This is a genomic window from Roseococcus sp. YIM B11640 (assembly GCF_049727625.1).
Lineage (GTDB): Bacteria > Pseudomonadota > Alphaproteobacteria > Acetobacterales > Acetobacteraceae > Roseococcus.
Map to the genome: position 1 here is coordinate 64,847 of NZ_JBBJOZ010000006.1, position 24,923 is coordinate 89,769.

21 protein-coding genes are annotated in these 24,923 nt (G+C 70.8%); 15 read left to right on the forward strand and 6 right to left on the reverse strand.

The features are described from left to right. Positions 1 to 27 precede the first annotated feature (27 nt). From WJM96_RS20400 to WJM96_RS20415, 4 genes are all read left to right on the forward strand, one after another. Positions 28 to 1,242, forward strand: coding sequence for a CaiB/BaiF CoA transferase family protein (locus WJM96_RS20400; protein ID WP_424814396.1), 1,215 nt, complete (start codon positions 28 to 30; stop codon positions 1,240 to 1,242). A 129-nt stretch (positions 1,243 to 1,371) separates the two neighbouring features. Then, positions 1,372 to 2,331, forward strand: a complete 960-nt coding sequence (locus WJM96_RS20405; protein ID WP_424814397.1) for a hydroxymethylglutaryl-CoA lyase — start codon at positions 1,372 to 1,374, stop codon at positions 2,329 to 2,331. Positions 2,332 to 2,362: 31 nt separating this feature from the next. After that, complete coding sequence (locus WJM96_RS20410; RefSeq protein ID WP_424814398.1) at positions 2,363 to 3,334, forward strand: Bug family tripartite tricarboxylate transporter substrate binding protein; 972 nt, start codon at positions 2,363 to 2,365, stop codon at positions 3,332 to 3,334. A 2-nt stretch (positions 3,335 to 3,336) separates the two neighbouring features. After that, a complete protein-coding gene (locus tag WJM96_RS20415) occupies positions 3,337 to 4,299 on the forward strand; it encodes a Bug family tripartite tricarboxylate transporter substrate binding protein (RefSeq protein ID WP_424814399.1) in 963 nt (320 codons plus the stop codon). A 52-nt stretch (positions 4,300 to 4,351) separates the two neighbouring features. Here WJM96_RS20415 and WJM96_RS20420 read toward each other — a convergent pair whose 3' ends face one another. Both WJM96_RS20420 and WJM96_RS20425 read right to left on the reverse strand, forming a co-directional pair. After that, positions 4,352 to 5,524 (reverse strand): efflux RND transporter periplasmic adaptor subunit, encoded by a 1,173-nt coding sequence (locus WJM96_RS20420; protein ID WP_424814400.1) that lies wholly within the window; start codon positions 5,522 to 5,524, stop codon positions 4,352 to 4,354. Next, positions 5,517 to 8,687: an efflux RND transporter permease subunit gene (locus tag WJM96_RS20425; protein ID WP_424814401.1), complete on the reverse strand. Its 3,171-nt coding sequence runs from the start codon at positions 8,685 to 8,687 to the stop codon at positions 5,517 to 5,519. The genes WJM96_RS20420 and WJM96_RS20425 overlap by 8 nt, the downstream gene beginning before the upstream one ends. A gap of 159 nt (positions 8,688 to 8,846) precedes the next feature. On the opposite strand from WJM96_RS20425, the gene WJM96_RS20430 reads away from it, so the two are divergent. The 5 genes from WJM96_RS20430 to WJM96_RS20450 all read left to right on the forward strand — a co-directional run bounded on the left by WJM96_RS20430 (position 8,847) and on the right by WJM96_RS20450 (position 12,085). Then, a complete protein-coding gene (locus WJM96_RS20430) occupies positions 8,847 to 9,824 on the forward strand; it encodes a tripartite tricarboxylate transporter substrate binding protein (RefSeq protein ID WP_424814402.1) in 978 nt (325 codons plus the stop codon). A 38-nt stretch (positions 9,825 to 9,862) separates the two neighbouring features. Next, complete coding sequence (locus tag WJM96_RS20435; protein ID WP_424814403.1) at positions 9,863 to 10,327, forward strand: DUF1348 family protein; 465 nt, start codon at positions 9,863 to 9,865, stop codon at positions 10,325 to 10,327. 43 nt (positions 10,328 to 10,370) lie between these two features. Beyond that, positions 10,371 to 11,471, forward strand: coding sequence for a winged helix-turn-helix domain-containing protein (locus WJM96_RS20440; RefSeq protein ID WP_424814404.1), 1,101 nt, complete (start codon positions 10,371 to 10,373; stop codon positions 11,469 to 11,471). Continuing rightward, complete coding sequence (locus tag WJM96_RS20445) at positions 11,471 to 11,659, forward strand: hypothetical protein (RefSeq protein ID WP_424814405.1); 189 nt, start codon at positions 11,471 to 11,473, stop codon at positions 11,657 to 11,659. Before WJM96_RS20440 ends, WJM96_RS20445 begins: the two co-directional genes overlap by 1 nt. A gap of 72 nt (positions 11,660 to 11,731) precedes the next feature. After that, positions 11,732 to 12,085 carry a hypothetical protein gene (locus tag WJM96_RS20450; protein ID WP_424814406.1) on the forward strand — a complete coding sequence of 118 codons (354 nt, stop codon included), beginning with the start codon at positions 11,732 to 11,734 and terminating at the stop codon, positions 12,083 to 12,085. Positions 12,086 to 12,189: 104 nt separating this feature from the next. Here the strand turns inward: WJM96_RS20450 and WJM96_RS20455 are convergent, their stop codons facing one another. Continuing rightward, positions 12,190 to 12,654, reverse strand: a complete 465-nt coding sequence (locus WJM96_RS20455; protein ID WP_424814407.1) for a cupin domain-containing protein — start codon at positions 12,652 to 12,654, stop codon at positions 12,190 to 12,192. A gap of 64 nt (positions 12,655 to 12,718) precedes the next feature. Then, positions 12,719 to 13,687, reverse strand: a complete 969-nt coding sequence (locus WJM96_RS20460) for an alpha/beta hydrolase (RefSeq protein ID WP_424814408.1) — start codon at positions 13,685 to 13,687, stop codon at positions 12,719 to 12,721. A gap of 83 nt (positions 13,688 to 13,770) precedes the next feature. On the opposite strand from WJM96_RS20460, the gene WJM96_RS20465 reads away from it, so the two are divergent. The 3 genes from WJM96_RS20465 to WJM96_RS20475 all read left to right on the forward strand — a co-directional run bounded on the left by WJM96_RS20465 (position 13,771) and on the right by WJM96_RS20475 (position 17,488). Then, complete coding sequence (locus tag WJM96_RS20465; RefSeq protein ID WP_424814409.1) at positions 13,771 to 16,359, forward strand: GNAT family N-acetyltransferase; 2,589 nt, start codon at positions 13,771 to 13,773, stop codon at positions 16,357 to 16,359. 80 nt (positions 16,360 to 16,439) lie between these two features. Continuing rightward, the gene (locus tag WJM96_RS20470) at positions 16,440 to 16,613 is read left to right on the forward strand and encodes a hypothetical protein (protein ID WP_424814410.1); all 174 of its coding nucleotides are present in this window, start codon (positions 16,440 to 16,442) and stop codon (positions 16,611 to 16,613) included. Positions 16,614 to 16,657: 44 nt separating this feature from the next. Then, entirely contained in the window at positions 16,658 to 17,488 is an 831-nt protein-coding gene (locus WJM96_RS20475; protein WP_424814411.1) for a hypothetical protein, read from the forward strand. 19 nt (positions 17,489 to 17,507) lie between these two features. On the opposite strand, the gene WJM96_RS20480 is transcribed toward WJM96_RS20475, so the two are convergent. After that, the gene (locus WJM96_RS20480) at positions 17,508 to 17,840 is read right to left on the reverse strand and encodes a hypothetical protein (protein ID WP_424814412.1); all 333 of its coding nucleotides are present in this window, start codon (positions 17,838 to 17,840) and stop codon (positions 17,508 to 17,510) included. Positions 17,841 to 17,973: 133 nt separating this feature from the next. Then, positions 17,974 to 20,871 carry an excinuclease ABC subunit UvrA gene (gene uvrA, locus WJM96_RS20485; RefSeq protein ID WP_424814413.1) on the reverse strand — a complete coding sequence of 966 codons (2,898 nt, stop codon included), beginning with the start codon at positions 20,869 to 20,871 and terminating at the stop codon, positions 17,974 to 17,976. Positions 20,872 to 21,014: 143 nt separating this feature from the next. Between uvrA and ssb the strand changes: the two genes are divergently transcribed. The 3 genes from ssb to coaD all read left to right on the forward strand — a co-directional run bounded on the left by ssb (position 21,015) and on the right by coaD (position 24,911). Next, on the forward strand, positions 21,015 to 21,527 hold the full coding sequence (gene ssb, locus WJM96_RS20490) for a single-stranded DNA-binding protein (protein ID WP_424814414.1): 513 nt from the start codon (positions 21,015 to 21,017) through the stop codon (positions 21,525 to 21,527). Between the two features lie 212 nt (positions 21,528 to 21,739). After that, positions 21,740 to 24,406, forward strand: a complete 2,667-nt coding sequence (gene gyrA, locus WJM96_RS20495) for a DNA gyrase subunit A (RefSeq protein WP_424814596.1) — start codon at positions 21,740 to 21,742, stop codon at positions 24,404 to 24,406. Beyond that, complete coding sequence (coaD, locus tag WJM96_RS20500) at positions 24,399 to 24,911, forward strand: pantetheine-phosphate adenylyltransferase (protein ID WP_424814415.1); 513 nt, start codon at positions 24,399 to 24,401, stop codon at positions 24,909 to 24,911. Before gyrA ends, coaD begins: the two co-directional genes overlap by 8 nt. The last annotated feature ends 12 nt before the right edge of the window (positions 24,912 to 24,923 follow it).

Consider the following 24,923-nt stretch of genomic DNA (forward strand, 5'->3'; position numbering starts at 1 on the left):
TTGGCGCCAATTTTCGGGGAACCGGCCTTGGACGAACAGAAGCTGCCCCTCGCGGGCATCCGCGTGCTGGAATTCTGCCATGTGATCATGGGTCCCTCCTGCGGCCTGGTGCTGGCCGACCTGGGCGCCGAGGTCATCAAGATCGAGCCCGTGGAGGGCGACCGCACGCGCCGCCTGGCCGGCTTCGCCTCGGGCTTCTTCGCCACCTTCAACCGCAACAAGCGCTGCCTCGCCATCGACCTGAAGGCGCCCGAGGGCCGCGCGGTGATCGAGCGCCTGCTGGCCGACACCGATGTGGTGATCGAGAACTTCGCCCCCGGCACGATGGACCGGCTGGGCTTCGGCTACGAGGAGCTCTCCGCGAAGTTCCCGCGCCTCGTCTACTGCGCGCTGAAGGGCTTCCTCTCCGGCCCCTACGAGAACCGCCCGGCGCTGGACGAAGTGGTGCAGTACATGTCGGGCCTCGCCTACATGACCGGCCCCAAGGGGCGGCCGCTGCGCGCCGGCGCCTCGGTCTGCGACATCCTGGGCGGCGTGCTCGGCGTCGTCGGCATCCTGGCCGCGCTGCAGGAGCGCGGGCGCACGGGGCGCGGGCAGCTCGTGAAGTCGGCGCTGTTCGAGGCGGCCTGCTTCCTCATGACCTCCCACATGACGGGCGAGGCCATCACCGGCCGCGCCATGCCGCCCATGCCCGAGCGCCACGGCGCCTGGGGCATCTACGACACCTTCCCGACCGCGGACGGGCAGCTCTTCTTCCTCGGCATCACCAGCGACCAGCACTGGCGCCGCTTCTGCGCGCTGTTCGAGCGGCCGGACCTGCTGGCGGACGAGGAGCTGAACACCAACGAGAAGCGCGTGGCGGCCCGCCCGCGCCTGCTGCCCATCGTGGCCGACGCCGTGGCGCGCCACAGCGAGGCCGAGATGATCGAGATGTGCGAGCGCGCGGGCCTGCCCTTCGCGCCCACCGCCAAGCCGGGCGATCTGCCGGCCGACCCGCAGCTCAACGCCCATGACCGCATGCTGGAGATCGCGCTGCCGAACGGCGGTTACGCCCGCCTGCCGCGCCTGCCGCTGGAGATGGGCAATCACGACACGGGCCTGCGCCTCCAGCCCGGCCGCATCGGCGAGGACACGCTGGCCATCCTCGCCGAGCTCGGCATTCCCGAGGAGGAGAGCGCGGGGCTGGTGGAACGCGGTATCGTGGGCGGGCCCGTCACGGAGAAGAACAATGCCGTGGCGTAACCCATCCGGCCGCAAGGCGGCCGACGCCGCCCATGAGCCTATGCCGCCGGGCGATTCAGTGGCGCGGCGAAGCCAAGCACGCGGAGCGGGCGCCCGGCGTCTGAGGGCACAGGAAAAGGGAGAAGCGGCATGAGCGACCTGCCGGCTAGCATCGACATCCATGAGGAAGGCCCGCGCGAGGGCTTCCAGATCGAGCCGGGCCCGATCCCGACCGCCGACAAGATCCGTCTGATCGAGGCGCTGGCCGAGACGGGTCTGCACCACATCCAGGTCTGCTCCTTCGTCAATCCGCGCGTGGTGCCAGGCTGGGCGGATGCGGCCGATGTCGTCGCGGGCTTCAAGGCGAAGCCGGGCGTGGACTACACGGCGCTCTGGTTCAACGGGAACGGGCTGGAGCGCGCGCTCGCCTTCCGCGACAAGCTGCACCTCACGGGCAGCATCTCGCTCACGGCCTCCGAGGCCTTCACGCGCAAGAACCTCAACCGCTCCCATGCCGAGAACCTGGAGGCGATGCGCAAGCAGACCGCGCTGCACATCTCGCATGGCGTGGCGGTGGAGCGCATCGGCGTCATGGCCGCCTTCGGCTGCAACTACCAGGGCGACATCACGCCGCAGCAGGTGGTCTCGACGCTCCAGGACGGCTTCGCCATCGCCAAGGAATACGGCGCCGAGATCAAGCGCATCTCGCTGGCCGACACCATGGGCTGGGCCGCGCCGCAGCGCATCGAGCGCGTGGTGGGAGAGGTCCGCAGCCGCTGGCCCGAGCAGAAGATCGGCCTGCACCTGCACGACACGCGCGGGCTCGCGGTCGCCAACGCGCATGCCGGGCTGAAGATGGGCGTGGCCCAGTTCGACAGCACTGTGGGCGGGCTCGGCGGCTGCCCCTTCGCGGGGCAGAAGGGCGCGGCGGGCAATATCTGCACGGAGGAGCTGGTGCTGCTCTGCGAGGAGATGGGCATCCGCACCGGCGTGGACCTGGACGCGCTCATCGAGGTCGGGCGCATGGCCGAGACCATCGTGGGCCACGTGCTGCCGAGCGAGCTGATCCACGCGGGAAGCCTCGACGCCTTCCGACGACAAGCCGCGTAGCGGCGCGCCACGAGGGGAGGAAACAACGAAAATGACCATCCAGATCCGGCGGCGGCCCCTGGTTGCGGCGCTGCTCGCGGCCCCGGCCGTGGCGCGCGCGCAGAGCTATCCGGCGCGGCCCATCCAGCTCATCGTCAGCGGGCCCGCGGGCGGCACGACGGACTACACGGCGCGGCTGATCGCGACGCCCTTGTCGGAGCGGCTGGGGGTCCCCGTCGTCGTGGAGAACCGGCCCGGCGGCAACGGCACCGTCGCCGTCATGCCCGTGGTCCGCGCGCGGCCGGATGGCCACACGCTGCTGCTGGCCTATTGCGCCAACCTCACCGGCCGCCCGGCGATCGAGCCCAATATCGGCTACGACCCCCGCCGCGATCTGGCGCCGATCGCGCTGCTCATCGAGGCGCCGCAGGTGATGATGATCCATCCCAGCATCCCCTCGAACACCATGGCGGAGTTCATCGAATACGCGCGCCAGCGCCCGGGGCGGCTGAACTATGCGAGCTCGGGCAACGGCTCCATGCAGCATCTGGGGACGGAGCTGCTGAAGAAGCGCACGGGCATCGACATGGTGCACGTGCCCTATCGCGGCACGGGCGAGACGATGAACGACGTGCTCGCGGGCCGCATCCAGTTCTACATGACGACGCCCCCGCCCGCGCTGCCCTTCGTGCGCGACGGCAAGCTCAAGGCGCTGGCCATGGCCTCCAGCGAGCGGCACCCCGCCATGCCCGAGGTGCCGACGGTGGCGGAGGCCGGGCTCGCGGATTTCTCCGCCGAGGCCTGGTTCTCCCTGATGGGCACGGCCGGCACGCCGCCCGCGGTGGTGAGCCGGCTGACGCAGGAATGCCAGTCCATCCTGCAGCAGGAGGCGATCCGCCAGCGCGCCATCCAGGCCGGCGCCTTCGCGCGCTACGAGGATCCGGAGCGGCTGGCGAACCGCATCGACCGCGAGCTCACCGGCTGGACGCAACTCGCCCGCGAACAGAACCTGACGGTGGATTGAGCATGAGCCTCACGCGACGCGCGGCGCTGGCCGCCTCCCTCCTCGCCCCGCCCGCGCTGGCCCAGGAAGCCTGGCCCGCCCGGCCCATCCGCATGGTGCTGCCCTATGCGCCCGGCGGCGCCACGGACGTGATCTGCCGCCTGATCGCGGACCGTCTCTCGACCCGCCTGCCGCAGCGCGTGGTGGTGGAGAACCGCACGGGGGCGGGCGGCAATATCGGCGCGGGCGCCGTCGCGCGCTCGGCGCCCGATGGCTACACGCTGCTCTTCACCAATAACGGGCACGCGGTGAACAAGCTGCTCTACGCGCAGCTCGACTACGATCCGGAGAAGGATCTCGTGCCGGTCAGCATCGTGGCGGAAAGCCCGATGCTGCTGATCGTCCCCTCGGGGCGCCCCTGGCGGAGCCTGGCGGATTTCGTGGCCGCCGTGCGGGCCGCGCCCAACCGCTACAGCTACGGCACCACGGGCGGCGGCGGCACCCTGCAGCTCGTCTCGCTTCTGCTGCTGCAGGCGGCGGGGCTGCAGATGACGGACGTGCCCTATCGCGGCGCCGGGCCGGCTTATCTGGATCTCGTGGCCGGCACGCTCGACATGCTCTACGACGCCAGCGCGGGCGCGCTGCCCCTGGTGCGGGAGGGCAAGGTGAGGGCGCTCGCCGTCTCCACGCCGCAGCGCGCGGCCGCGCTGCCGGATGTGCCGAGCGTGACCGAGGCCTATCCCGACGCGGCGTTCAGCGTGTGGCAGACCATCCTGGCCCCGGCCGGCACGCCCGCGCCCATCCTGGCGCGGCTGCATGCGGAACTGCGTGCCGTGATGGCGGAGGAGGGGCTGCGCTCGCGCCTCGCGGAGCTTGGCGTGGAACGCCTGGTGGGCAACTCGCCCGCCGAGGCCGCGAGCTACATCGCCGCCGAGACGCGCCGCTGGCCCGCGATCTTCCGGGCCGCCGGAATTCAGGCGCAGTAGCTGCCGGGCGGCTGCTTCGCCGCTCCGGCGCCTCGCCTCCGCGGATCAGACGCTAGCTCGCGGGCCTGTTCGGCCGGACCTCGTCCCCATCGCGGATCGAATCCGACGGGCTGTTGATCACCCAGTCCGTCCGCTCGACGCCGCCCAGGATGTCGAGCTCGGCGCCGAGGTCGCGCGCGATCTGCACGCGCTTGATCGAGACCTTGTTCTGCGCGTCCACCACCGCGATGGAGGTGCCGCTGCTGCGGAAGATCAGCGCGCTCGCCGGCACGCGCAGCTGCCCGGCGGTCGCCGCCGGCGGCAGGTTCAGCTGGACCTGGGCATAGCCGCCGGGCTTCAGCAGATCCGCCTCGTTCGGCACCGTCAGCTGCACGAGCATGGAGCCCGACTGCACGTCCAGCGCATCGGCCGTGCGCGTCAGCTCGGCCGCGAAGGTCCGGCCCGGATGCTCGGGGACCGAGAAGCTTGCGGTGAGCCCCTGGCCGATCGCCGCCACATAGGCCTGCGGCACGCGGACATAGAGGCGCAGCCGAGTGGTGTCTGAAATGGTGAAGAGCGGGGGCGAGGTGGTGGCGCCGGCCCCGATCAGCGCGCCGACATCCGTGCCGCGGCTGGTGACGGTGCCGCTGAACGGGGCGAGCACCTGCGCGAAGCCGATCAGCGCGCGCAGCCGGTTCACCTCGGCCTCGGCCTGGTTGTGCTGGGCCATGCGGACCGCGAGGTCGCCCCGGCGCTCGTCCGTCGCCTGCTGGGAGACGACGTTGCGCGTCGACAGCTCGCTCCAGCGCTGGGCCGTGCGGGCCGAGAGGTCGCGCTGGGCGCGGGCGGTGGCCAGCGCGGCCGTCGCGGCGGCGAGCTGCTGCTCCACCTCCGGCACCTCGATCTCGGCCAGGAGCTGGCCGCCCTGCACGCGGTCGCCGATATCGACCAGGCGGCGGCTCACGAAGCCGGCGGTGCGCGCATAGACCGGCGCCTCGGACCAGGCGGTGAGGCGGCCGGGCAGGGTAAGGGGCCGGGCCGCGACCTCGCCGGGGCGGATGACGGCGACGCTCGGCACGGCGGAGGCTGCGGTGAACTCGCGCAGCTTCTCCTCGGCCTGGGAGCGGTGGTCGAAGGTCAGCCACAGCACGCCGCCCAGGACCGCCAGGAAGAGCACGAGGAAAAGGCTCACCCGCCTTCCGCTGGCCACGCGGGTGGCGGGTTCGGGGAGCGGCGCTTCAGGCATGGGCGATACCTTCGGGGCGGGCGCCATGGGCGAGGCGGCGGCGCCCATGGATCATGGCGAAGACGGAAGGGACGAAGACCAGCGAGGCGCAGGTCGCGAAGAGCAGCCCGCCGATGACGGCGCGGCCGAGCGGCGCGTTCTGCTCGCCGCCCTCGCCATGGCCGAAGGCCATGGGCGCCATGCCGATGATCATGGCGAGCGCGGTCATGAGCACGGGGCGGAAGCGCGTGAGCCCGGCCTCGATGCCGGCGAGGACCGCATCGCCAGTCGCCTCCAGCCGCTCGCGCGCGAAGCTGATGACGAGGATGGAATTCGCGGTGGCGACGCCCATGCACATGATGGCGCCCGTCAGCGCCGGCACCGAGAGCGGCGTGCCGGTGACGAAGAGCATCCAGGCGATGCCCGCCAGGGCGGAGGGAAGGGCTGCCACGATCACGAAGGGATCGGACCAGGACTGGAAGTTCACGACGATGAGCAGGTAGATCATCACCACCGCGCCCAGCAGGCCGAAGCCCATGCCCGCGAAGGCCGTGTTCATCGTCTGGTACTGGCCGCGCAGCGTGACGCGCACGGCGGGCGGCTTCTCGGCGTTCAGCCGGTCCACCTCGCGCTGGACGGCGGCGGCGACGGCGCCGAGGTCGCGGCCCTGCGTCGCGGCATAGACGCTGACCAGCGGCTGGATGCCGTATTGCGAGACGACGGCGAGCGACTGCCCGCGCTCCAGCGTGCCAAGCGCGCCCAGCATCTGCGGCTCCGCCGCGCGGGCGCCGTTGATGGGCAGGGCTTCCAGCTCCTGGAAGCTGTCGGCCAGGTATTCGGGCGTCTGCGCCACCACCTGGTAGGTCGCGCCATTGGCCGTGTTCAGCCAGTAGACCGGCGCCGTCTGCACCGAGCCCGCGATGGCGCCCGCGACGCCCTGCGTCACGTCGCGCTCGTCCAGCCCCAGCGCGTTGATGCGCGTGCGGTCGGCGACGAAGCGCAGCGAGGGCGTGCTGGCCGGCTGCTGGATGCGCGCGTCCACGAGGCCGTCGATGCCGCGGATGGCGCGCAGGATGCGCTGCGCGTGCTCCTGGTTCTCGGCGAGGTTGGGGCCCGTCACCTGCACGTCGATGGGCGAGGGCGCGCCGAAGTTCAGGATCTGGCTGGTGATATCCGCAGGGAGGAAGGAGAAGGTGACGGTGGGAAAGAGGCGCGGCAGCTCCAGCCGCAGGCGCCGGATGTAGTCGGCCGTGGGCGCATGGCCCTGGCGCAGGCTGATGAGGATGTCGCCGTCCATCGGCCCCACGGTCCCGGAGGAGGCGTAGGTCATGTTGATGCCGCTCTGGGAGACGCCGATATTGTCGACGATCGTGTTGATCTCCTCGGGCGGGATGATGCGGCGGATCTCCTGCTGGATGCGGTCGAAGATCGCCGAGGTCTCCTCCAGCCGCGTGCCGGCGGGCGCGCGGGCGTGCAGCGCGATGGAGCCGCTGTCCACGTCCGGGAAGAAGTTCCGCCCCAGCACTGGTACCAGCGCGAGGCTGCCGAAGGAGAAGACGAGGAAGATCACGGCCGTCGCGCCGCGCCGCGCGATGGCGAGGCGCAGCAGCCGGCCGTAGGACTGGCGCACGCCCTCGAACCAGCGCTCGAAGCCCTGCTGCAGGCGGCCCGCGAGGTGGCGGGGGGCCGCGTGATGCCCCGCATGCGGCTTCAGCAGGTACAGGGCCATGGTCGGCACCAGCGTGCGCGACAGGATGAAGGAAGCGGTCATGGCGAAGATGACCGAGAGCGCCATGGGCACGAAGAGGTAGCCCGAGACGCCGGGCAGGAAGAACATCGGCACGAAGACGATGCAGATGCACAGCAGCGAGACGAAGGCGGGCACCACGATCTGCTGCGCGCCGTCGAGGATGGAGGTGCGGACGTCCTTGCCGTGCTCCAGGTGCCAGTTGATGTTCTCGATGGTGACGGTGGCGTCGTCCACCAGGATGCCTACGGCCAGCGCCAGCCCGCCCAGCGTCATGACGTTCAGCGTCTGCCCGAAGGCCGCCAGCATGAAGACCGCCGCCAGCACCGCGAGCGGGATCGAGATGGCGATGATGATGGTGGAACGCCAGGAGCCCAGGAAGAGCAGGATCATCAGCGAGGTCAGCGCCGCCGCCAGCGCCCCCTCGAAGACCACGCCCTCGATCGCCGCCTTCACGAAGAGGGACTGGTTGTTGAGCGGTGTGATGGTGAGGTTCTCGGGCAGGCTGGGCCGGAGCTCGGGCAGCAGGGCCAGGACGCCGTTCACGATGCTGATGGTGGAGGCCGCGCCGTTCTTCAGCACGGTCAGCAGCACCGAGCGCTGGCCGTCCACATGCACCACGTTCTGCTGCGGGGCCGAGCCGTCGCGCACACCCGCCACATCGCCGATGGTGACGGTGGCGCCGTTCACCGTGCGGATGGGCAGCGCCGCGAGCTCCGCCACCGTCCCGGGCGCGTTGTTCAGCGTCAGCGCGTACTGGTACTCGCCGATCTTCACGAAACCGGCGGGCGTGATCTGCGTCTGGGCGGCGATGGCGTTGCCGACATCGGTGGCCGAGAGCCCCTTGGACTGCAGCGCCTGCGGGTCGATGTCGATCTGGATCTGGCGCGTGCGGCCGCCGAAGGGGAAGGGCATGGCCGCGCCCGGCACGGTGACGAGGCGCGGGCGGATGAAGTTCACGCCGAGGTCGAAGAGCTGCTGCTCGGTCATCCCCTGGCCGGAGAGCGCGAGCTGCACGATGGGCACGGTGGAGGCATTGTAGTTCAGGATCAGCGGGGGCGTGGTGCCCGGCGGCAGCTGGCGCAGCAGCGTCTGGGAGATGGCGGTGATCTGCGCGTTCGCGAGCCGCACATCCGCCGTCGGCTGGAAGAAGACCTTCACGATGCCGAGGCCGGGCAGCGCATTCGCCTCGATATGCTCGATGTCATTGACGGTGGTGGTCAGCGAGCGCTGGTAGGGTGTGAGGATGCGGCCCGACATCTCCTCCGCGGAAAGGCCGCTGAAGCTCCACGCCACGGCGACGACGGGGACGGGAATGTTGGGGAAGATATCCGCCGGCGTGCGGAAGGCGGCGAGGCCGCCGCCGATGACGATCATCACCGCCAGCACGACGAAGGTATAGGGCCGCGTGAGCGCGATGCGGACGAGCGAGATCATCGGGCGCGGGGCGTGAGGGGCACGGCGGTCTCCGGCGGGGATGCGAATACCTTATCAGGACCGCCCGGCTTGGCAAAAAATGAACCACCGGTCTCCGCGGGATGGACGGGGGTCATTCCTCGCCATAGCTTCCGCACGAAGAAAGATGGAGGAATGGTCATGGAAAGACGCGCCTTTCTCGGCGCCGGGGCGGCGCTTGCCCTGGCCCCGCCCGTTCTGACGAGGCGCGCCCTGGCCCAGTCATGGCCGCAGCGGCCGGTGCGGATCGTGGTGCCCTTCGCCGCCGGCGGCGCCACCGACATCCTGGCCCGCGCCGTCGCCCAGGCCCTGCAGGCCGAATACGGCCAGTCGGTGGTGGCCGAGAACCGTACGGGCGCGGGCGGCACGATCGGCGCGGAGGCGGTCGCGAAGGCTGCGCCGGATGGCTACACGCTGCTGCTGGGCACCACGGCCACGCAATCCATCACGCCCCATCTCTACCCGCGCCTGTCCTACGATGCGGGACGGGATTTCGCGGCGGTGAGCGCGGTGGCGTCGGTGCCCATGGTGCTGGCGGTCCATCCCTCGCTGGGCGTGGACGATGTCGCGGGCCTCGTGGCGAAGGCGAAGGCCGAGCCGGGGCGGATCACCTTCGCCTCCTCGGGCCAGGGCTCGATCACCCATCTCGCTTCCGAATTGTTCCGCGCGCGGGCGGGGGTGGAGCTGACGCACATCCCCTATCGCGGCAGCGCGCCGGCCATGACGGACCTCGTGGCCGGCCGCGTGCTGATGATGATCGACCACGCGCCGACCGTGCTGCCGCAGATCCAGTCCGGCGCGCTGAAGGCGCTGGGGGTGGCGGGCGCGCAGCCCATCGCGCAGCTGCCGGGCGTGGCGCCCATCGGCCGGGCCATCCCGGGCTACGAGGTCACCTCCTGGTTCGGCGTGCTGGCCCCGGCGGGCACGCCCGCGCCCATCGTCTCGCAGCTCCATGCCAGCATCGGCCGCGCGCTGGCCGAACCCGAGGTCGCGGCCCGGCTGCGCGAACAGGGGGCGGACCCGATGCCCGGCAGCCCGGATGCCTTCGCGACGCTCATCGCCCGGGATTCGCGCCTCTGGGGCGAGGTGGTGCGCCATGCGGGGGTGACGCTGGGCTAGCCGCGCCTACATCCTTCCGGGCCAGCCAGGAGCCCGCGATGTCCCGCCCGCCATTCCCGCCCTTCGACGAGGCCAGCGCCATGCAAAAGGTCCGCGCGGCCGAGGATGGCTGGAACGGGCGGGACCCGGCGAAGGTCGCGCTGGCCTATACGGAGGACAGCGTCTGGCGGAACCGGGCCGAGTTCATCCGCGGGCGCGGGGAGATCGTCGCCTTCCTCACCCGCAAGTGGAACCGGGAGCTGGACTACCGCCTCATCAAGGAGCTCTGGGCCTTCGGCGGCGACCGCATCGCCGTCCGCTTCGCCTATGAGTTCCACGACGACAGCGGCAGCTGGTTCCGCGCCTATGGCAACGAGAACTGGGAGTTCGACGCCGACGGGCTGATGCGCCGGCGCCTCGCCTCCATCAACGAGCACCCGATCGCCGAGGCGGAGCGCCGCTTCCGCTGGCCACTCGGCCGCCGGCCGGACGATCATCCCGGCCTCAGCCATTTCGGCTTCTGAGCGCGCCTGGACCCGGCAGGAAACAGGCTCCACTCTGCGCGCGATGCATACCCTGACGCCCGCCCAGGCCCGCGCCATCTGGATGCGCGCCCAGCGCCTCGACACCGAGGCGCCGTTCGGGGAGGGGCCGGAGGCGGTGCGCCAGGCGGTCTCGCATCTCGGCTACGTGCAGATCGACACGATCCACGTCATCGAGCGCAGCCACCACCACATCCTGCACACGCGCATTCCCGAGTATCGCCGCGCGGATCTGGGGCAGGCGCAGTCGGAGGCGAAATCGGTCTTCGAATACTGGACCCACGCGCTGGCCTATGTGCCGAGCGAGGAGTTCCGCATCTTCATGCCGGCCATGGCCAGGCGGGGCCTGCCGCCCGGCGTGGACCCGGCCGACTACGCCGCCCTCCTGCGCCGCATCCGCCGCGACGGGCCGCTGACCATCCGCGACATCGACGACGAGGAGCCGATCGAGAAGACGCATCTCTGGGCCAGCCGCAAGCCGTCGAAGCGCGTGCTGCAGGCGGGGTTCTACGCGGGCGACCTCACCATCTCGCGCCGCGAGGGGATGCTGAAGACCTATGAGCTGACGGCGCGGCATTTCGGCTGGGAGCGGCGCCCGCGCCCGGCGAGCGAGGCGCAGGTCGCGGAGTACATGCTGCGCCGCGCGCTCACCTCGCAGGGCGTGGCGAGCCTCGATTCCATCTGCTACGGCAACCTCTCCTTCAAGCCGGCGGTGGCGGCGGCCATCGAGGCGGCCGTGCGCCGCAAGCGGCTGGTTCCGGTGGAGTTCGGCCGCGCGGCGCACTGGACCACGCCGGAGGCGCTGGAGACGGCGGCCGGGAGCGAGCCGCGCATCCACATCCTGTCGCCCTTCGATCCGCTGGTGATCCAGCGCAAGCGGCTGGAGATGTTCTTCGGCTACGTCCACCGCTTCGAGGCCTATGTGCCCGCCGCCAAGCGCGTGATGGGCTATTTCGCGCTGCCCGTGGTGGCGGGCGACGAGGTGGTGGCGGCTCTCGACCTCAAGACCGACAGGCAGGCCCGCAAGCTGCTCATCCAGCAATGGAGCTGGATCGCGAAGCGGGCCGGGATGAAGCGCCGGATCGAGGAGGCGCTGCACCGCTTCGAGAGGTTCCAGCTGGCCTGATGCATTCGCTGACGCTGTTCGACATCTACGTCATGGCCTTCGTGGTCTACTGGCCCGTGGCGGTGCTGGCCGCGGCCGGCGGCCTCCTCGCGGCGTTCCGCGCGAGGCGGTGGCCCTGGCGCGTGCTGGGCCTGCTGGCGGCGGGCTTCTGCCTCTATCCGCTGCTGCATTTCGACCGGGTCTACTAGCCTATCGAAACTACCGATCCCTTCCGGACATCGCGTGCGGTATAGTCCCGCAAAAGGGATGGAGGGCGCGTCATGCGGAACCTCGCCATCGCGGTGCTGGGCCTCTCAGTCGTCGCTTCTCCCAGCCACGCGCAGTCCACGGGCAACGGACCCACGATCACGGTCACCAGCGAGATCGCCGGGCCGATCCGCGCGCAGTTCCAGCGCGGCATGAATACGCCCTGGACCCGATGGAGCGACGATGTCGTCGCCCACCGCTCCACGAGCTACCAGGTTACCGGCCGCCTGGCGCCGGTGAGCGTGCGGGTGGTCTATGTCGGCCAGGGCGAGTGGCGGATCCTTTGCCAGGCCAATGCCCCGGCCGGGCAGAGCGCCACCCTCACCGTCCGGGGCCATCCCACCGCGGCGACCTGCGAGATGAATTGATGGCCCGAGGCCTGGCCTCGGGCCGGGAGCGCGGATGCGCGAGCGCGCCCAGACGCCTGTTCAGGCGCCGCACCATTGCGCGGCGCTCGAGGGTGCAAGAAGACTCAGTTCGGCGCCGCGTGCGTGTCGCCCGCCAGCTGCGGCGGCAGCTTGATCGCGAGCGCCCGGAAGCGGCCCGTCGTGGCGCGGGAACCCGCATGCGGCGTGCCGCGCGGGATGACGATCAGATCGCCCGGCTTGATCTGGTGCTCCTGCCCGCCGAGCCAGAAGCTGCCCTCGCCCTGCAGGATCAGCTGGATCTCGTCCGTGTTGGAATGGAAATGGCGGAAGACGTTGCCGCTCTGCACCGCGACCGTGCCGTCCGGCGTGGCGACCAGCGTGCGGCTGCGCAGGTCCGTGTTCGGGACCAGGTTGCCGATCTGCTCGTCCGTCATGGTGAAGAGGTTCACGATCTGCGGCGTCAGCGGCGCCGGCCCCTGCTGCGCGTCCGCGTGCGGGATGAGGTGGCTGGCGAGCAGCCCGGCCGTGAAGGCGGCCGCGAAGCCGGCGGCGATGAGGGGGGTGCGCATGGGTCGTTTCCTCGGCGGTTTGTTGCCGCCGCGGATCATTGGGCATGCGCGCCCCCTCGCGCAATCAGCTTGCGAAGCGCCCGCGCAACCAGGTGCCGGCGGCCTCGGCCGCGCGGTCCGCCGCGCCGACATGGCCGACGGCGCGCAGGAAGCCGTGCACCGTGCCGGGGAAGGTCTGCATCTCCAGGCTCACGCCCGCGTTCCGCAGCTTCTCGGCGAAGGCCAGGTTCTCGGAGGCCAGCACGTCGAGCTCGGCGATGTGCAGCAGCGTGGGCGGGAGGCTCGACAGCTCGCCCCGGATCGGCGAGGCGAAGGGCGACATGCGCGCCACCGCATCCGGGCAGTAGGCGTCCCAGTAGAAGCGCATCTTGGTGAGCGTCAGCCCGTAGCCCTCGCCGAACTCGCGGTAGCTGGCGGTATCCAGCACATGGTCGAAGACGCCGTAGTTCAGCAGCAGCCCGGCGAGCTTCACGGGCGCGGCCTGCTCGGCATTGAGCAGCGCCACGCCCGAGGCGAGGTTCGCCCCCGCGCTGTCGCCGCCCAGGACGATGCGCGAGGGGTCCAGCCCCAGCTCCTGCCCGCGCGTGGCGACATGGCGCAGGACCGCCGCGCATTCCTCCAGCGCGGTGGGGAAGATGGCTTCCGGGCTCAGCGAATAGTCGGGGCCGATGACCACGCAATTGGCGGCGGCGGCGTAGGTGCGCATCAGCCGGTCATGCGTGTCCACGCTGCCCCAGACCCAGCCGCCGCCGTGGATATAGATCATCACCGGCAGGTTCGGATCGTGGGAAGGCCGGTGGAAGCGCAGCTGCATGCGGCGGCCGCGGATGGGCAGCAGCAGGTCGCGGCTCTCGGCCATCACGGGGCCGCCCTCGGCCTGGGGCAGCTGCGGCTCGTCGTTCAGGCGGCGCTGCTCGTCGAAGGGGGCGCTGCGGGGCGGGTTGGGGAAGACGATGGGCGGATTGCCGGCGCCGCGCGCCGCCACCATGGCGCTGAACGCCGCCATCTCGGGATCCATCCGCCGGTCTACCATCGCGCGCCTCCGCCCATGCTGCGCCGACAAGGCAGCGCGTCGGGGCGAATTGCGCAAGACGGGGTATAAGCGCGCCCATGCCGATGCTCTTCAAAGGCCGCCCCGGCGCGGGCTTCCGCGACACCGCGCTGTTCCAGCCGCGCTCGGTGCTGCTGCGCGCCGACCCGGCCCTGCCCGAATCGGCCATCCTGGTGCGCAATCTCCTCGACGGACGCTTCCAGGGCCGCCTGATGGCCGAGGGGCTGGACGGCTTCGAGGCGCCGGCCGGCGCGCCGGACCTCGCCGTGCTCTGCGTCGCGCCCGATGCTCAGGCGGAGGCGCTGCGGGAGATCGGCGCCATGGGGTGCCAGGCCGTCATCGTCCCCACCGCCGCGCCCGGCCTGGCCGCCAAGGCCGAGGCGGCGGGCGTGCGCGCGCTGGGCGAGCGCAGCTTCGGCCTCGCGATCCCGGCGCTTGGCCTCAACGCCACGCTCGCGCACCTGCATGTGCCGAAGGGACGGCTCGCGCTCATGGCGCAATCCTCGGCCATCGCGCGCGCGGCCATCGACTGGGCGGCGGGCGAGGGGCTGGGCTTCAGCCACATCATCGGCATCGGCTCCAACGAGGATATCGGCTTCGCGGTGGGGCTCGACTGGCTGGCGCGGGACAGCGGAACGGCCTGCGTGCTGCTGGAGCTGCGGAAGATCAAGCAGCGACGGCTCTTCATCTCGGCGGCGCGCGCGACGGCCCGCACGCGGCCGGTGCTGGCGCTGCGGCCGGGCGGGCGGAGCGCCGACCCCTCCGGCATCCAGTCGGCCGTCATGGACGCGGCGCTGCGGCGCGCGGGCGTGCTGAGCGCGGATGGGCTGGAGGACTGGCTGGCGGCGGCCGAGACGCTGGCCCGCCTCAGGCCGCGCATCGGCCTGGGCGCAGGCAACCGGGTCGCGATCGTGGCCAATGGCATCGGCATGGCGCGGCTCGCGGCCGATGCCGCGGTGCGCCTGGGCCTCGACCCCGTGGCGCTGGAGGAGGCGACGCGCGCCGCGCTGCTGCCGCTGCTGCCCGAGGGGATGGAGGCGCGCAACCCGCTCTCGCTCAGTGCCCAGGCCGGCGCGCGGCTCGCGGAGGCCGCGAAGGCGCTGGCCGGCGCGCGCGAGGTGGACGTGGTCATGGCGCTGCACGCGCCCGAGCAGGCGGCCGCGCCGGTCGAGAGCTTCGCCGCCGCGGCGCGGGGCAATCGGGGCGCGCCCATCCTGCTGGGCTGGACCGGCGAGGCCAGCGCGCACGAGCAGCGGGCCGAGCTGGCGGAGGCCGGGCTGCCGGTCTTCGCGACGCCCGAGGCCGTGGCGCGCGGCGCCGCCCAACTGGCCGCGCTGCGCCGCCTGCGCCTGACGGCGGCCGAGCTCCCCGGCTCGGACGTGCTGAGCTTCGAGCCGGACCGCGCGGCGGTGCGCGGCATCTTCGCGCATGTCCGTGCCGAGGGGCGGCTGGGGCTGCTGGAGGACGAGGCGCTCTCGGTCCTCGCCGCCTATGGCCTCCCCACGCTGCCCGTCTTCCACGCCCGGACCCCGGCCCATGCGGCGGGCGCGGCGGTGGGAATGGGCTTCCCGGTGGCGCTCAAGATCCGCGCGCCGCTGCAGCACAAGAGCGAGGTGGGCGGCGTGCTGCTCAACCTGCGCGACGGTCAGGCGGTCACGGCGGCGGCCGAGGCCATGCTGGAGGAGGTGGCGCGCCGCGCGCCGGGCGTGCCGCTGCACGGCTTCCTCATCCAGCGCCAGGCGCCGCGCGGCATGATGGAGCTGCGGCTGCGCGTGGATGACGACGCCATGTTCGGCCCCTGGATCGGCTTCGGCCAGGGGGGCACCGCGGCCGACCTCGCGCTCGACGAGGCCTTCGAGCTGCCGCCGCTCAACCTGCCGCTGGCCCATGGGCTGATCGGCCGCACGCGGCTCTCGGCGCTGCTCGCCGGCTTCCGCGACCGCCCGCCCGTGAACCAGGGCGCCATCGCCGACGCGCTGGTGCGGGTGAGCCAGCTGCTGGTCGACTTCCCCGAGGTCGCGAGCCTCACCGTCAACCCTCTCTTCGCCGATGCCGGCGGCGTCCTGGCGGCCGATGCGACGCTGAGCCTGCGAAGGGCGGGGGAGGCCACGCTCTTCGCCATCCCCGCCTATCCGGCGGAGCTGATCGAGACCTTCACCGCGCCCGACGGACAGGTCTTCGAGGTGCGGCCCATCCGGCCCGAGGATGCCGCCGCCCAGGGCGCGCTCTTCAAGACCTTGCCGCCAGAGGATGTGCGCTTCCGCTTCTTCTCCACGATGCGGGAACTGCCGCCTGCCATGCTCGCGCGCCTCACGCAGATCGACTACGAGCGCGAGATGGCCTTCGTCGCGGTGCGCGAGGGCGAGAGCCACGGCACGGCGCGCATCATGCGCGAGGGATCGGGCGGGACGGCGGAATTCGCCGTGGTGGTGACGCCGGCGGCACGCGGCACCGGCCTCGCGCGCTTCCTCATGGAGCGCGCCATCGCCTGGGCGCGCGAGGACGGCATCACCGAGCTGGTGGGCCAGGTGCTGGCGGACAACCAGCCCATGCTCGCGTTCATCCAGCACATGGGCTTCGAACTGCACCGCAGCCTGGAGGACCAGGAGATCATGGTGGCGCGATTGCGGCTCGACGACACCGCATCGCCTTGATCCCGCCCTTCGCCGGACATGCCGGCGCGCTTTCCTCCCTTCATGGCGGATCCCAGGAAATGGCCGCCGTGGAGGCTCAGATGTTCAAAGCCCTTGGTGCTGTCGCCGCGCTCCTGCTGGTCGCCTCGCTGCCGGCCTGCGCGCCCTATCCCGCCTATTACGGCCATGGCTACGGCCATGGATGGTCGGGCCCCCGCTATGCCAGCTACCACCCGGCCTATCGCCACCATGGCGGGTACGGGCGCCGCTGGTAACGGCTTGATTTAATTGCTGTGGCATGTTCAGGCTTCGGCCTGACATGCCGGACCCGATCGCCCAAGCCTTTCCGCGCCGCCCCCTGCGGCTGACCGCACCCATCGAGACCTGGCGCGCCTGGATCGTCGGCATCCTCGGCGCGCTGCTCTTCGGCGGCGCCTTCGCCGCGATGTCGTTCGAGGCCATCCCGGGCCTGATCTCGGACCACGAGATCCGGGCCACCGCGCAGCCCATGCCCAAGACGCGGATCCAGTCCGGGCGGTGCAAGGTGCGCCTCCTGCTGCTCAACGATTGCGAGGTGACGCTCTCGGTGCCGCAGGATCGCGGAGCGCCCGTCCGGCGCACCGTCCACTACCTCTTCGTCGAGCCGAGCTTCGGCAACCGTGACGCCATGGCGATGGGCGATCCGGCGCGGCCGGAGCTCGCGACGACCGATCTCGGCCTCGACCGCTTCTGGAACCGCGTGATGACGCTGGGGGGCATGCTCGCCGTGTCGGCCGCGCTGGCGCTGGGGTGCCTGATGCTGCCCATCCTGGCGGGGCGGCAGAAGCGCGCGCTGGCCCGCCTCTCGCGCGTGCAGCTGGAGCCGGTGCCGGCGCGAGTGCAGATGGCGCAGCGCGTCTGGAACGTCACGCCGGTCGGGGGCGGCAAGGTCAGCAAGTGGAACCTGGGCAGCAAGGGCGAGCCCTTCGTGATGGACCCGGCCGGCGGCATCGTGCTGGCGGTGTCGCCCGTGGGCGGCGGAGATGTCTTCCCGCTGGACGAGAAGCTGCAATGGATCGAACTGACCGATGCCGAGCGCGCGGCGCTGCGCGTGGCGCGGGATACGATCCAGGGCCGGGGAGGCGACGCGACGGTGCGCGCCGCGCCCTAGCCCCGCCTTCAGGCCGGGATCAGTTCCGGACCGTCAGCGTCTGCGAATCGAAGCGCACGACGCGATACTGTTCGCCGGTCTTCACCACCGCCGTCTCACGCCCGAAATCCACGGCGAGAACCGTCGCGTTGGGGGTATTGGCGAGCTGGAGGTTGTTGAGAAGAATCACGGCCAGAACCTCGTAGACGGAATTGCCGCCCGTGGCGCGCCGCTCCACCTCGGCCCGCGTCGCGGGCGAGAGCTCGGCCAGGATGGCCTGCTGGAAGGCCGGGCTGGGCGCCGCGACGGCCATCGGCGCGGCGGCGGAAACGAGAAGCGCGGCCGCGAGGGCCGCAGCATGACGATGACGCATGATGATTCTCCTCTTGCAGGTGCCGGCTCGGTGAACGTCGGCCCTGGCGGAGAGATCACGGCTCCCTTTTCGCATGGGTTCAACATGGAACCCGCGCGGCGCGGACGCGGCGTCAATTCAGCGGAAAAAGAGACTACTTCCGCTTGCCCTTCTTCACCGCGACCTTGGCGTGTCGCTCCAGGATGGGCTTCAGGAAACGTCCCGTGTGGCTCGCCGGATTCTCCACGATCTCCTCCGGCGTGCCGGCGGCCACGATCCGCCCGCCTCCCTCGCCGCCCTCGGGGCCGAGGTCGAGCACGTAGTCGGCGGTCTTGATGACCTCGAGATTGTGTTCGATCACCAGGACCGTGTTGCCCTGCTCGACCAGCGTGTGCAGCACCTCCAGCAGCTTGCGGACATCCTCGAAATGCAGGCCCGTGGTGGGCTCGTCCAGGATGTAGAGCGTGCGGCCGGTCGCGCGGCGCGACAGCTCCTTCGCCAGCTTGATGCGCTGGGCCTCGCCGCCCGAGAGCGTGGTCGCCTGCTGGCCGAGATGGATGTAGCCGAGCCCCACCTCCTCCAGCATCTTCAGCTTCTCGTGGATGGAGGGCACGGCGGAGAAGAACTCGCGCCCCTCGGTCACCGTCATGTCCAGCACGTCGGCGATGGACTTGCCGCGGAACTTCACCTCCAGCGTCTCGCGGTTGTAGCGCTTGCCCTTGCAGGTGTCGCAGGTGACGTAGACGTCCGGCAGGAAGTGCATCTCGATCTTGATGACGCCGTCGCCCTGGCAGGCCTCGCAGCGGCCGCCCTTCACGTTGAAGCTGAAGCGGCCCGGCTTGTACCCGCGCGAGCGGCTGTCCGGCAGCTCCGCGAACCAGTCGCGGATCGGCGCGAAGAGGCCGGTATAGGTGGCGGGGTTGGAGCGCGGCGTGCGGCCGATGGGCGACTGGTCGATGTCGATGACCTTGTCGATCAGCTCCATCCCCTCGATGCGCTGGTGCGGTGCGGGCACGACGGAGGCGCCCATCAGCTTGCGGCTGAGCCCGTTGTACAGCGTCTCGATCACCAGCGTGGACTTGCCGCCGCCCGAGACGCCCGCCACGGCGGTGAAGGTGCCCAGCGGGAATTCCGCCGTCACGTCCTTCAGGTTGTTCCCCGTGGCGCCCACGACGCGCAGCAGGCGCTTCCTGTCGAAGGCGCGGCGGGCCGCCGGCATCGGGATCTCGCGCCGGCCCGACAGGTAGGCGCCGGTCAGGCTGTTGGGGTCCGCCGCGACCTCCTCGGGCGTGCCCTGGGAGACGACGGTACCGCCCGCGGCGCCCGCCCCGGGGCCGATATCCACCAGCCAGTCGGCCGTGCGGATCGCATCCTCGTCATGCTCGACGACGATCACGGAATTGCCGAGGTCCCGCAGGCGCCGCAGCGTGCCGAGCAGGCGCTCGTTGTCGCGCTGGTGCAGGCCGATGGAGGGTTCGTCCAGCACGTAGAGCACGCCGGTCAGCCCGCTGCCGATCTGCGAGGCGAGGCGGATGCGCTGGCTCTCGCCGCCCGAGAGGGTGGCGGAGGAACGCGCCAGCGAGAGGTAGTCCAGCCCGACATCCACCAGGAACTGCAGCCGGTCCTCGATCTCGCGCAGGATGCGGCGCGCGATCTCCTGCCGCTGCGGCGTGAGCGTGGGCATGACGCCGGCGAACCATTCGCGCGCGCGGCGGATGGACAGGGCGGAGGCCTCGCCGATGTGGCAACCCGCGACCTTCACGGCCAGCGCCTGGGGCTTGAGGCGGAAGCCGTTGCAGGCGTGGCAGGGCTTGTCGGCCTGGTAGCGCGCCATGTCCTCGCGCACCCAGGGATTGTCGCTCTCGCGGAAGCGGCGCTCGAGGTTGGCGATCACGCCCTCGAAGGGCTTCTGCACCTCGTAGGCGCGGAGGCCGTCCTTGTATTTCAGCGTCACCGGCTCCTTGCCCGTGCCATGGAGGATGGCGTCGCGCGCTTCCTCCGGCAGGTCGTCCCAGGGCTTGGTGAGGCTGATCTTCAGATGCGCGGCCAGCGAGGCCAGGGTCTGGTCGTAATAGGGCGTGCTGGCATTCCCGGCCCAGGGGACGATGGCGCCCTCCTTCAGGCTGAGATCCGGGTTCGGGATCACCAGGGCCGGGTCGAAGAAGCTCTCGGTGCCCAGACCGTCGCAGGTGGGGCAGGCGCCCTGGGGCGAGTTGAAGCTGAACAGCCGGGGCTCGATCTCCTCGATGGAGAAGCCCGAGACGGGGCAGGCGAACTTCTGGGAAAACACCGTGCGCTCGGCATTGTCGGCGTTCTCGGCATAGGCGATGCCGTCCGCGAGGCCGAGCGCGGTCTCGAAGCTGTCCGCCAGGCGCTGGGCCAGGCCCTCGCGCACCACCACGCGGTCCACCACCACCTCGATGTCGTGCTTCAGCTTCTTGTCGAGCTTGGGCGCGTCCGCGATCTGCATCAGCGTGCCGTTGATCTTCACGCGCTCGAAGCCGCGGCGCTGGTATTCGGCGAGCTCCTTGCGGTACTCGCCCTTCTTGCCGCGGATCACGGGGGCCAGGATCAGCAGCCGCGTGCCCTCGGGCATGGCCATGACCCGGTCCACCATCTGGCTGACCGTCTGCGCCTCGATCGGCAGGCCCGTCGCGGGCGAGTAGGGGACGCCGACCCGCGCCCAGAGCAGGCGCATGTAGTCGTGGATCTCGGTGACCGTGCCGACGGTCGAGCGCGGGTTGTGGCTGGTGGTCTTCTGCTCGATGGAGATGGCCGGGGAGAGGCCCTCGATGCTGTCCACGTCTGGCTTCTGCATGAGCTGCAGGAACTGCCGGGCATAGGCGCTGAGGCTTTCCACGTAGCGGCGCTGGCCCTCGGCATAGATGGTGTCGAAGGCGAGCGACGACTTGCCGGAGCCCGAAAGCCCCGTCAGCACCACAAGCTTGCCGCGCGGCAGGTCGAGGTCGAGGGATTTCAGATTGTGCTGCCGGGCACCTCGGATGCGGATGAGATCCCCTTTCACGACAGGATCGGCAACATCACGCGGCATGTGAAACGGACTCCGGGGGGCTGATGTTCACAATACGTTCCTGGCACCATATATAGGTTGGTGCAAGGCGCAAAAGACGCGGGGCTGGCCCGCCCGCCGGTGAGCGGGTAGGTTCCGCGGCCGATTTGAAGGAGGCGCGGCCCATGGCCGGAGTGAATAAAGTGATCATCCTCGGGCGCCTCGGCAAGGACCCGGAGGTTCGGAACTTCCAGAATGGCGGGAAGGTCGTGAACCTGCGCCTGGCGACCTCCGAGCGCTTCAAGGACCGCGAGGGCAACCAGCAGGAGCGCACCGAGTGGCACTCCGTGGCGATCTTCAACGAGAAGCTGGGCGAGATCGCCGAGCGCTACCTGAAGAAGGGCAGCGAGGTCTACGTCGAAGGCCAGCTCGAGACCCGCAAGTGGCAGGACCAGTCGGGGCAGGAGCGCTACACGACCGAGATCGTGCTGCGCCAGTTCCGGGGCGAGCTCGCGCTGGTCGGCGGCCGGTCCTCGGGCGGCGGCGATTCGGGCGAGGAGCGCGAATATGGCGGCGGCGGCGGCCGGTCCTCCTCCTATGGCGAGCGCAGCTCGGCCCCCGCGCGCGGCGGCGCCCCCCGCTCCGGCGGCTGGGATTCGGGGAAGAAGGCCGACATGGATGACGACATCCCCTTCTGAACCGTCCGATCTGGCCGGAAAGGGCAGAATCAGCTAGTTTCAGCACGCCCGGGAAGCACCCCTTCCGGGCATTCGCATGATCGGAGGCACAGGGGGCCCCACCCCTTGTCGGGAGCGCCCCCGGGCGCCCCCCTCCCAACCAGGACCACCCCGCTTTGGCCGAAGACGAAATCAAGCCGCAGGACGTCGCCCCCGTCGCGCTCGAGGAGGAGATGCGCCGCTCCTACCTCGACTACGCGATGTCGGTCATCGTCAGCCGCGCGCTGCCGGATGTGCGCGATGGGCTGAAGCCGGTGCACCGGCGCATCCTCTTCGCGATGCACGAGGCGGGCTACACGGCCGACAAGCCGCACCGCAAATCGGCCCGTGTGGTCGGCGACGTGATGGGTAAGTACCACCCGCACGGCGATAGCGCGATCTACGACGCCATGGTCCGCATGGCGCAGCCCTTCTCCATGCGCGTGCCGCTGGTGGACGGGCAGGGCAATTTCGGCTCGATGGACGGCGACCCGCCGGCGGCCATGCGCTACACCGAGGTGCGCCTCGCCAAGTCCGCCACCGCGCTGCTCGAGGGCATCGACGAGGACACGGTCGACTTCGCGCCCAACTACGACGAGAGCGCCGAGGAGCCGCGCGTCCTGCCGGCCTCCTACCCGAACCTGCTGGTGAACGGCGCCGGCGGCATCGCCGTCGGCATGGCGACCAATATCCCGACCCACAACCCGACCGAGGTGATCGACGCCACGCTCAAGCTGGTGGCCGAGCCCGACACCTCGCTCTCCGACCTCATGGAGATCATCCCGGGGCCGGACTTCCCCACGGGCGGCATCATCCTGGGCCGCGCCGGCATCCGCTCCGCCTTCGAGACGGGCCGCGGCTCCATCCCGCTGCGGGCCGACTGCCAGATCGAGGACATGAAGGGCGGCCGCCAGGCCATCGTGGTCAGCGAGATCCCCTTCCAGGTCAACAAGGCGACGCTGATCGAGAAGATCGCGGAGCTCGTGCGCTCCAAGCTTATCGAGGGCATCAGCGACCTGCGCGACGAGAGCGACCGTTCCGGCCTGCGCGTCGTGATCGAGCTGAAGCGCGAGGCGGTGGCGGAGGTGGTGCTGAACCAGCTCTACCGGATGACGCAGCTGCAGATCAGCTTCCCGGTGAACTTCCTGGCCCTGAACGGCGGCAAGCCGCAGCAGATGGGGCTGAAGGACGCGCTGCTCGCCTTCATCGCCTTCCGCGAGGACGTGATCCTGCGCCGCTCGCGCCATCGCCTCTCCAAGGCGCGGGAGCGGGCCCACAACCTGATCGGCCTCGCCATCGCGGTGGCCAATATCGACGAGGTCATCCGCCTCATCCGCGAGAGCCCGGACGCCGCCGCCGCACGCGTGGCTCTGATGGCGCGCGACTGGCCGGCGGCCGATGTCGCGCCGCTCGTCGCGCTGGTGCAGGACGAGGGCAACGAGCTCTCGGCCGAGGGCACCATGCGCCTGACCGAGGCGCAGGCCCGCGGCATCCTGGAGCTGCGCCTGCAGCGCCTGACCGGCCTGGAGCGCGAGAAGATCAACGCCGAGCTGACCGAGCTGGGCGCCAAGATCACCGAGCTGCTGGAGATCCTGTCCAGCCACCCCCGCCGCATGGAGGTCATGACCGAGGAGCTGCTGGCCGTCCGCGCCACCCTGGCCTCGCCGCGCATGACGCGGATCGAGGACAGCCTGGCCGATATCGACGACGAGAGCCTGATCGCGCCGGCCTCCATGATCGTGACGCTGACGCGCGACGGCTACGTGAAGCGCACCGCGCTCGACGTCTTCCGCACGCAGAACCGGGGCGGGCGCGGCCGCAGCGCGGCCTCCACCCGCGCAGACGACGTGGTGGTGCGCAGCTTCGTGGCGCATACCCACCAATGGGTGCTGTTCTTCACCGATCGCGGCATCGTCTTCCGCGAGAAGGTCTGGCAGCTTCCCGAGGGCGGGACGGGCGGCAAGGGGCGCTCGCTGCGCCAGGTGCTGCAGCTGGCGGAGGGCGAGACCGTCACCGCCGTGCTGCCGCTGCCGCATGACGAGAGCCTGTGGGAGCACCTGCACCTCGTCTTCGCGACGACGCAGGGCAATGTCCGCCGCAACCGCCTCAGCGACTTCCGCAACGTCCGCTCCTCCGGCCTCATCGCCATGAAGCTGGACGAGGGGGATGCGCTGGTGGGCGTCGCCACCTGCCATGAGGGCGACGACGTGCTGCTGGCGACCCGCCAGGGCCGCGCCATCCGCTTCGTGGCCGATTCCGACACGCTGCGCGTCTTCGCGGGCCGCGATTCGACCGGCGTGCGCGGCATGCGCCTCGCGAACGGCGATTCGGTCATCGCGCTCTCGGTGCTGCGCCACATGGACGCGACGGTCGAGGAGCGTGCGGCCTATCTGAAGCACGCCGCCCAGAAGCGCCGCGCCGCTGGCGAGGATGCGGACGCCGCCTCCGCGCCGGAGGAGACGGACGAGCCCGTGGCCGAGGAGGTCACGCTCTCGCCCGAGCGCCTGGCCGAGATGGAGGCCGCCGAGCAGCTTATCCTCACGGTCACCGACCGGGGCTTCGGCAAGCGCAGCAGCGCCTACGAATACCGCGTGGCGGGGCGTGGCGGGCAGGGCATCGCGAACATCACGCTCAGCAAGCGCACGGGCGGCGCGGTGGTCGCGACCTTCACCGTGACGCAGGGCGACCACATCATGCTGATGACGGATGGCGGCCAGGCGATCCGCTTCCTCGCGGACCAGGTGCGCCAGACGGGCCGCACCTCGCAGGGCGTCATGCTGCAGAGAATGGACGAGGCGGAGCGAGTCATGAGCTGCTTCCCCGTCGTGGAGGAAGCGGAGGAAGGTTCCGAAGATGGTTGAGCGTGTTGCCCTGTATCCGGGCACTTTCGACCCGGTGACGAACGGGCATCTCGACGTGATCAGCCGCGCTGCGCGGCTGGTGGACAAGCTGGTGATCGGCGTCGCCATCAACATCGGCAAGAGCCCGCTCTTCCCCCTGGAGGAGCGCGCCGAGCTGGTGCGCGCGGAGACCGACGCGATCGCGGCCAAGACCGGCTGCCGGATCGAGGTGCGGCCCTTCACCGGCCTGCTCGTCGGCTTCGCGCGCGAGGTCGGCGCGCAGATGATCTTCCGTGGCCTTCGCGCCGTCACCGACTTCGACTACGAGTTCCAGATGGCCGGCATGAACGCCCGGCTCGCCTCCGAGGTGGAGACCGTCTTCCTCATGGCGAGCGAGCGGAACCACTTCATCTCCTCGCGCTTCGTGAAGGAGATCGCGACGCTGGGGGGCGACATCTCCAGCTTCGTGCCGGCGCTGACGCTGGAGCGCACTCTGGCGCGGACCCGCAAATCCGCCGCGGAATGATCTGATGGAGGA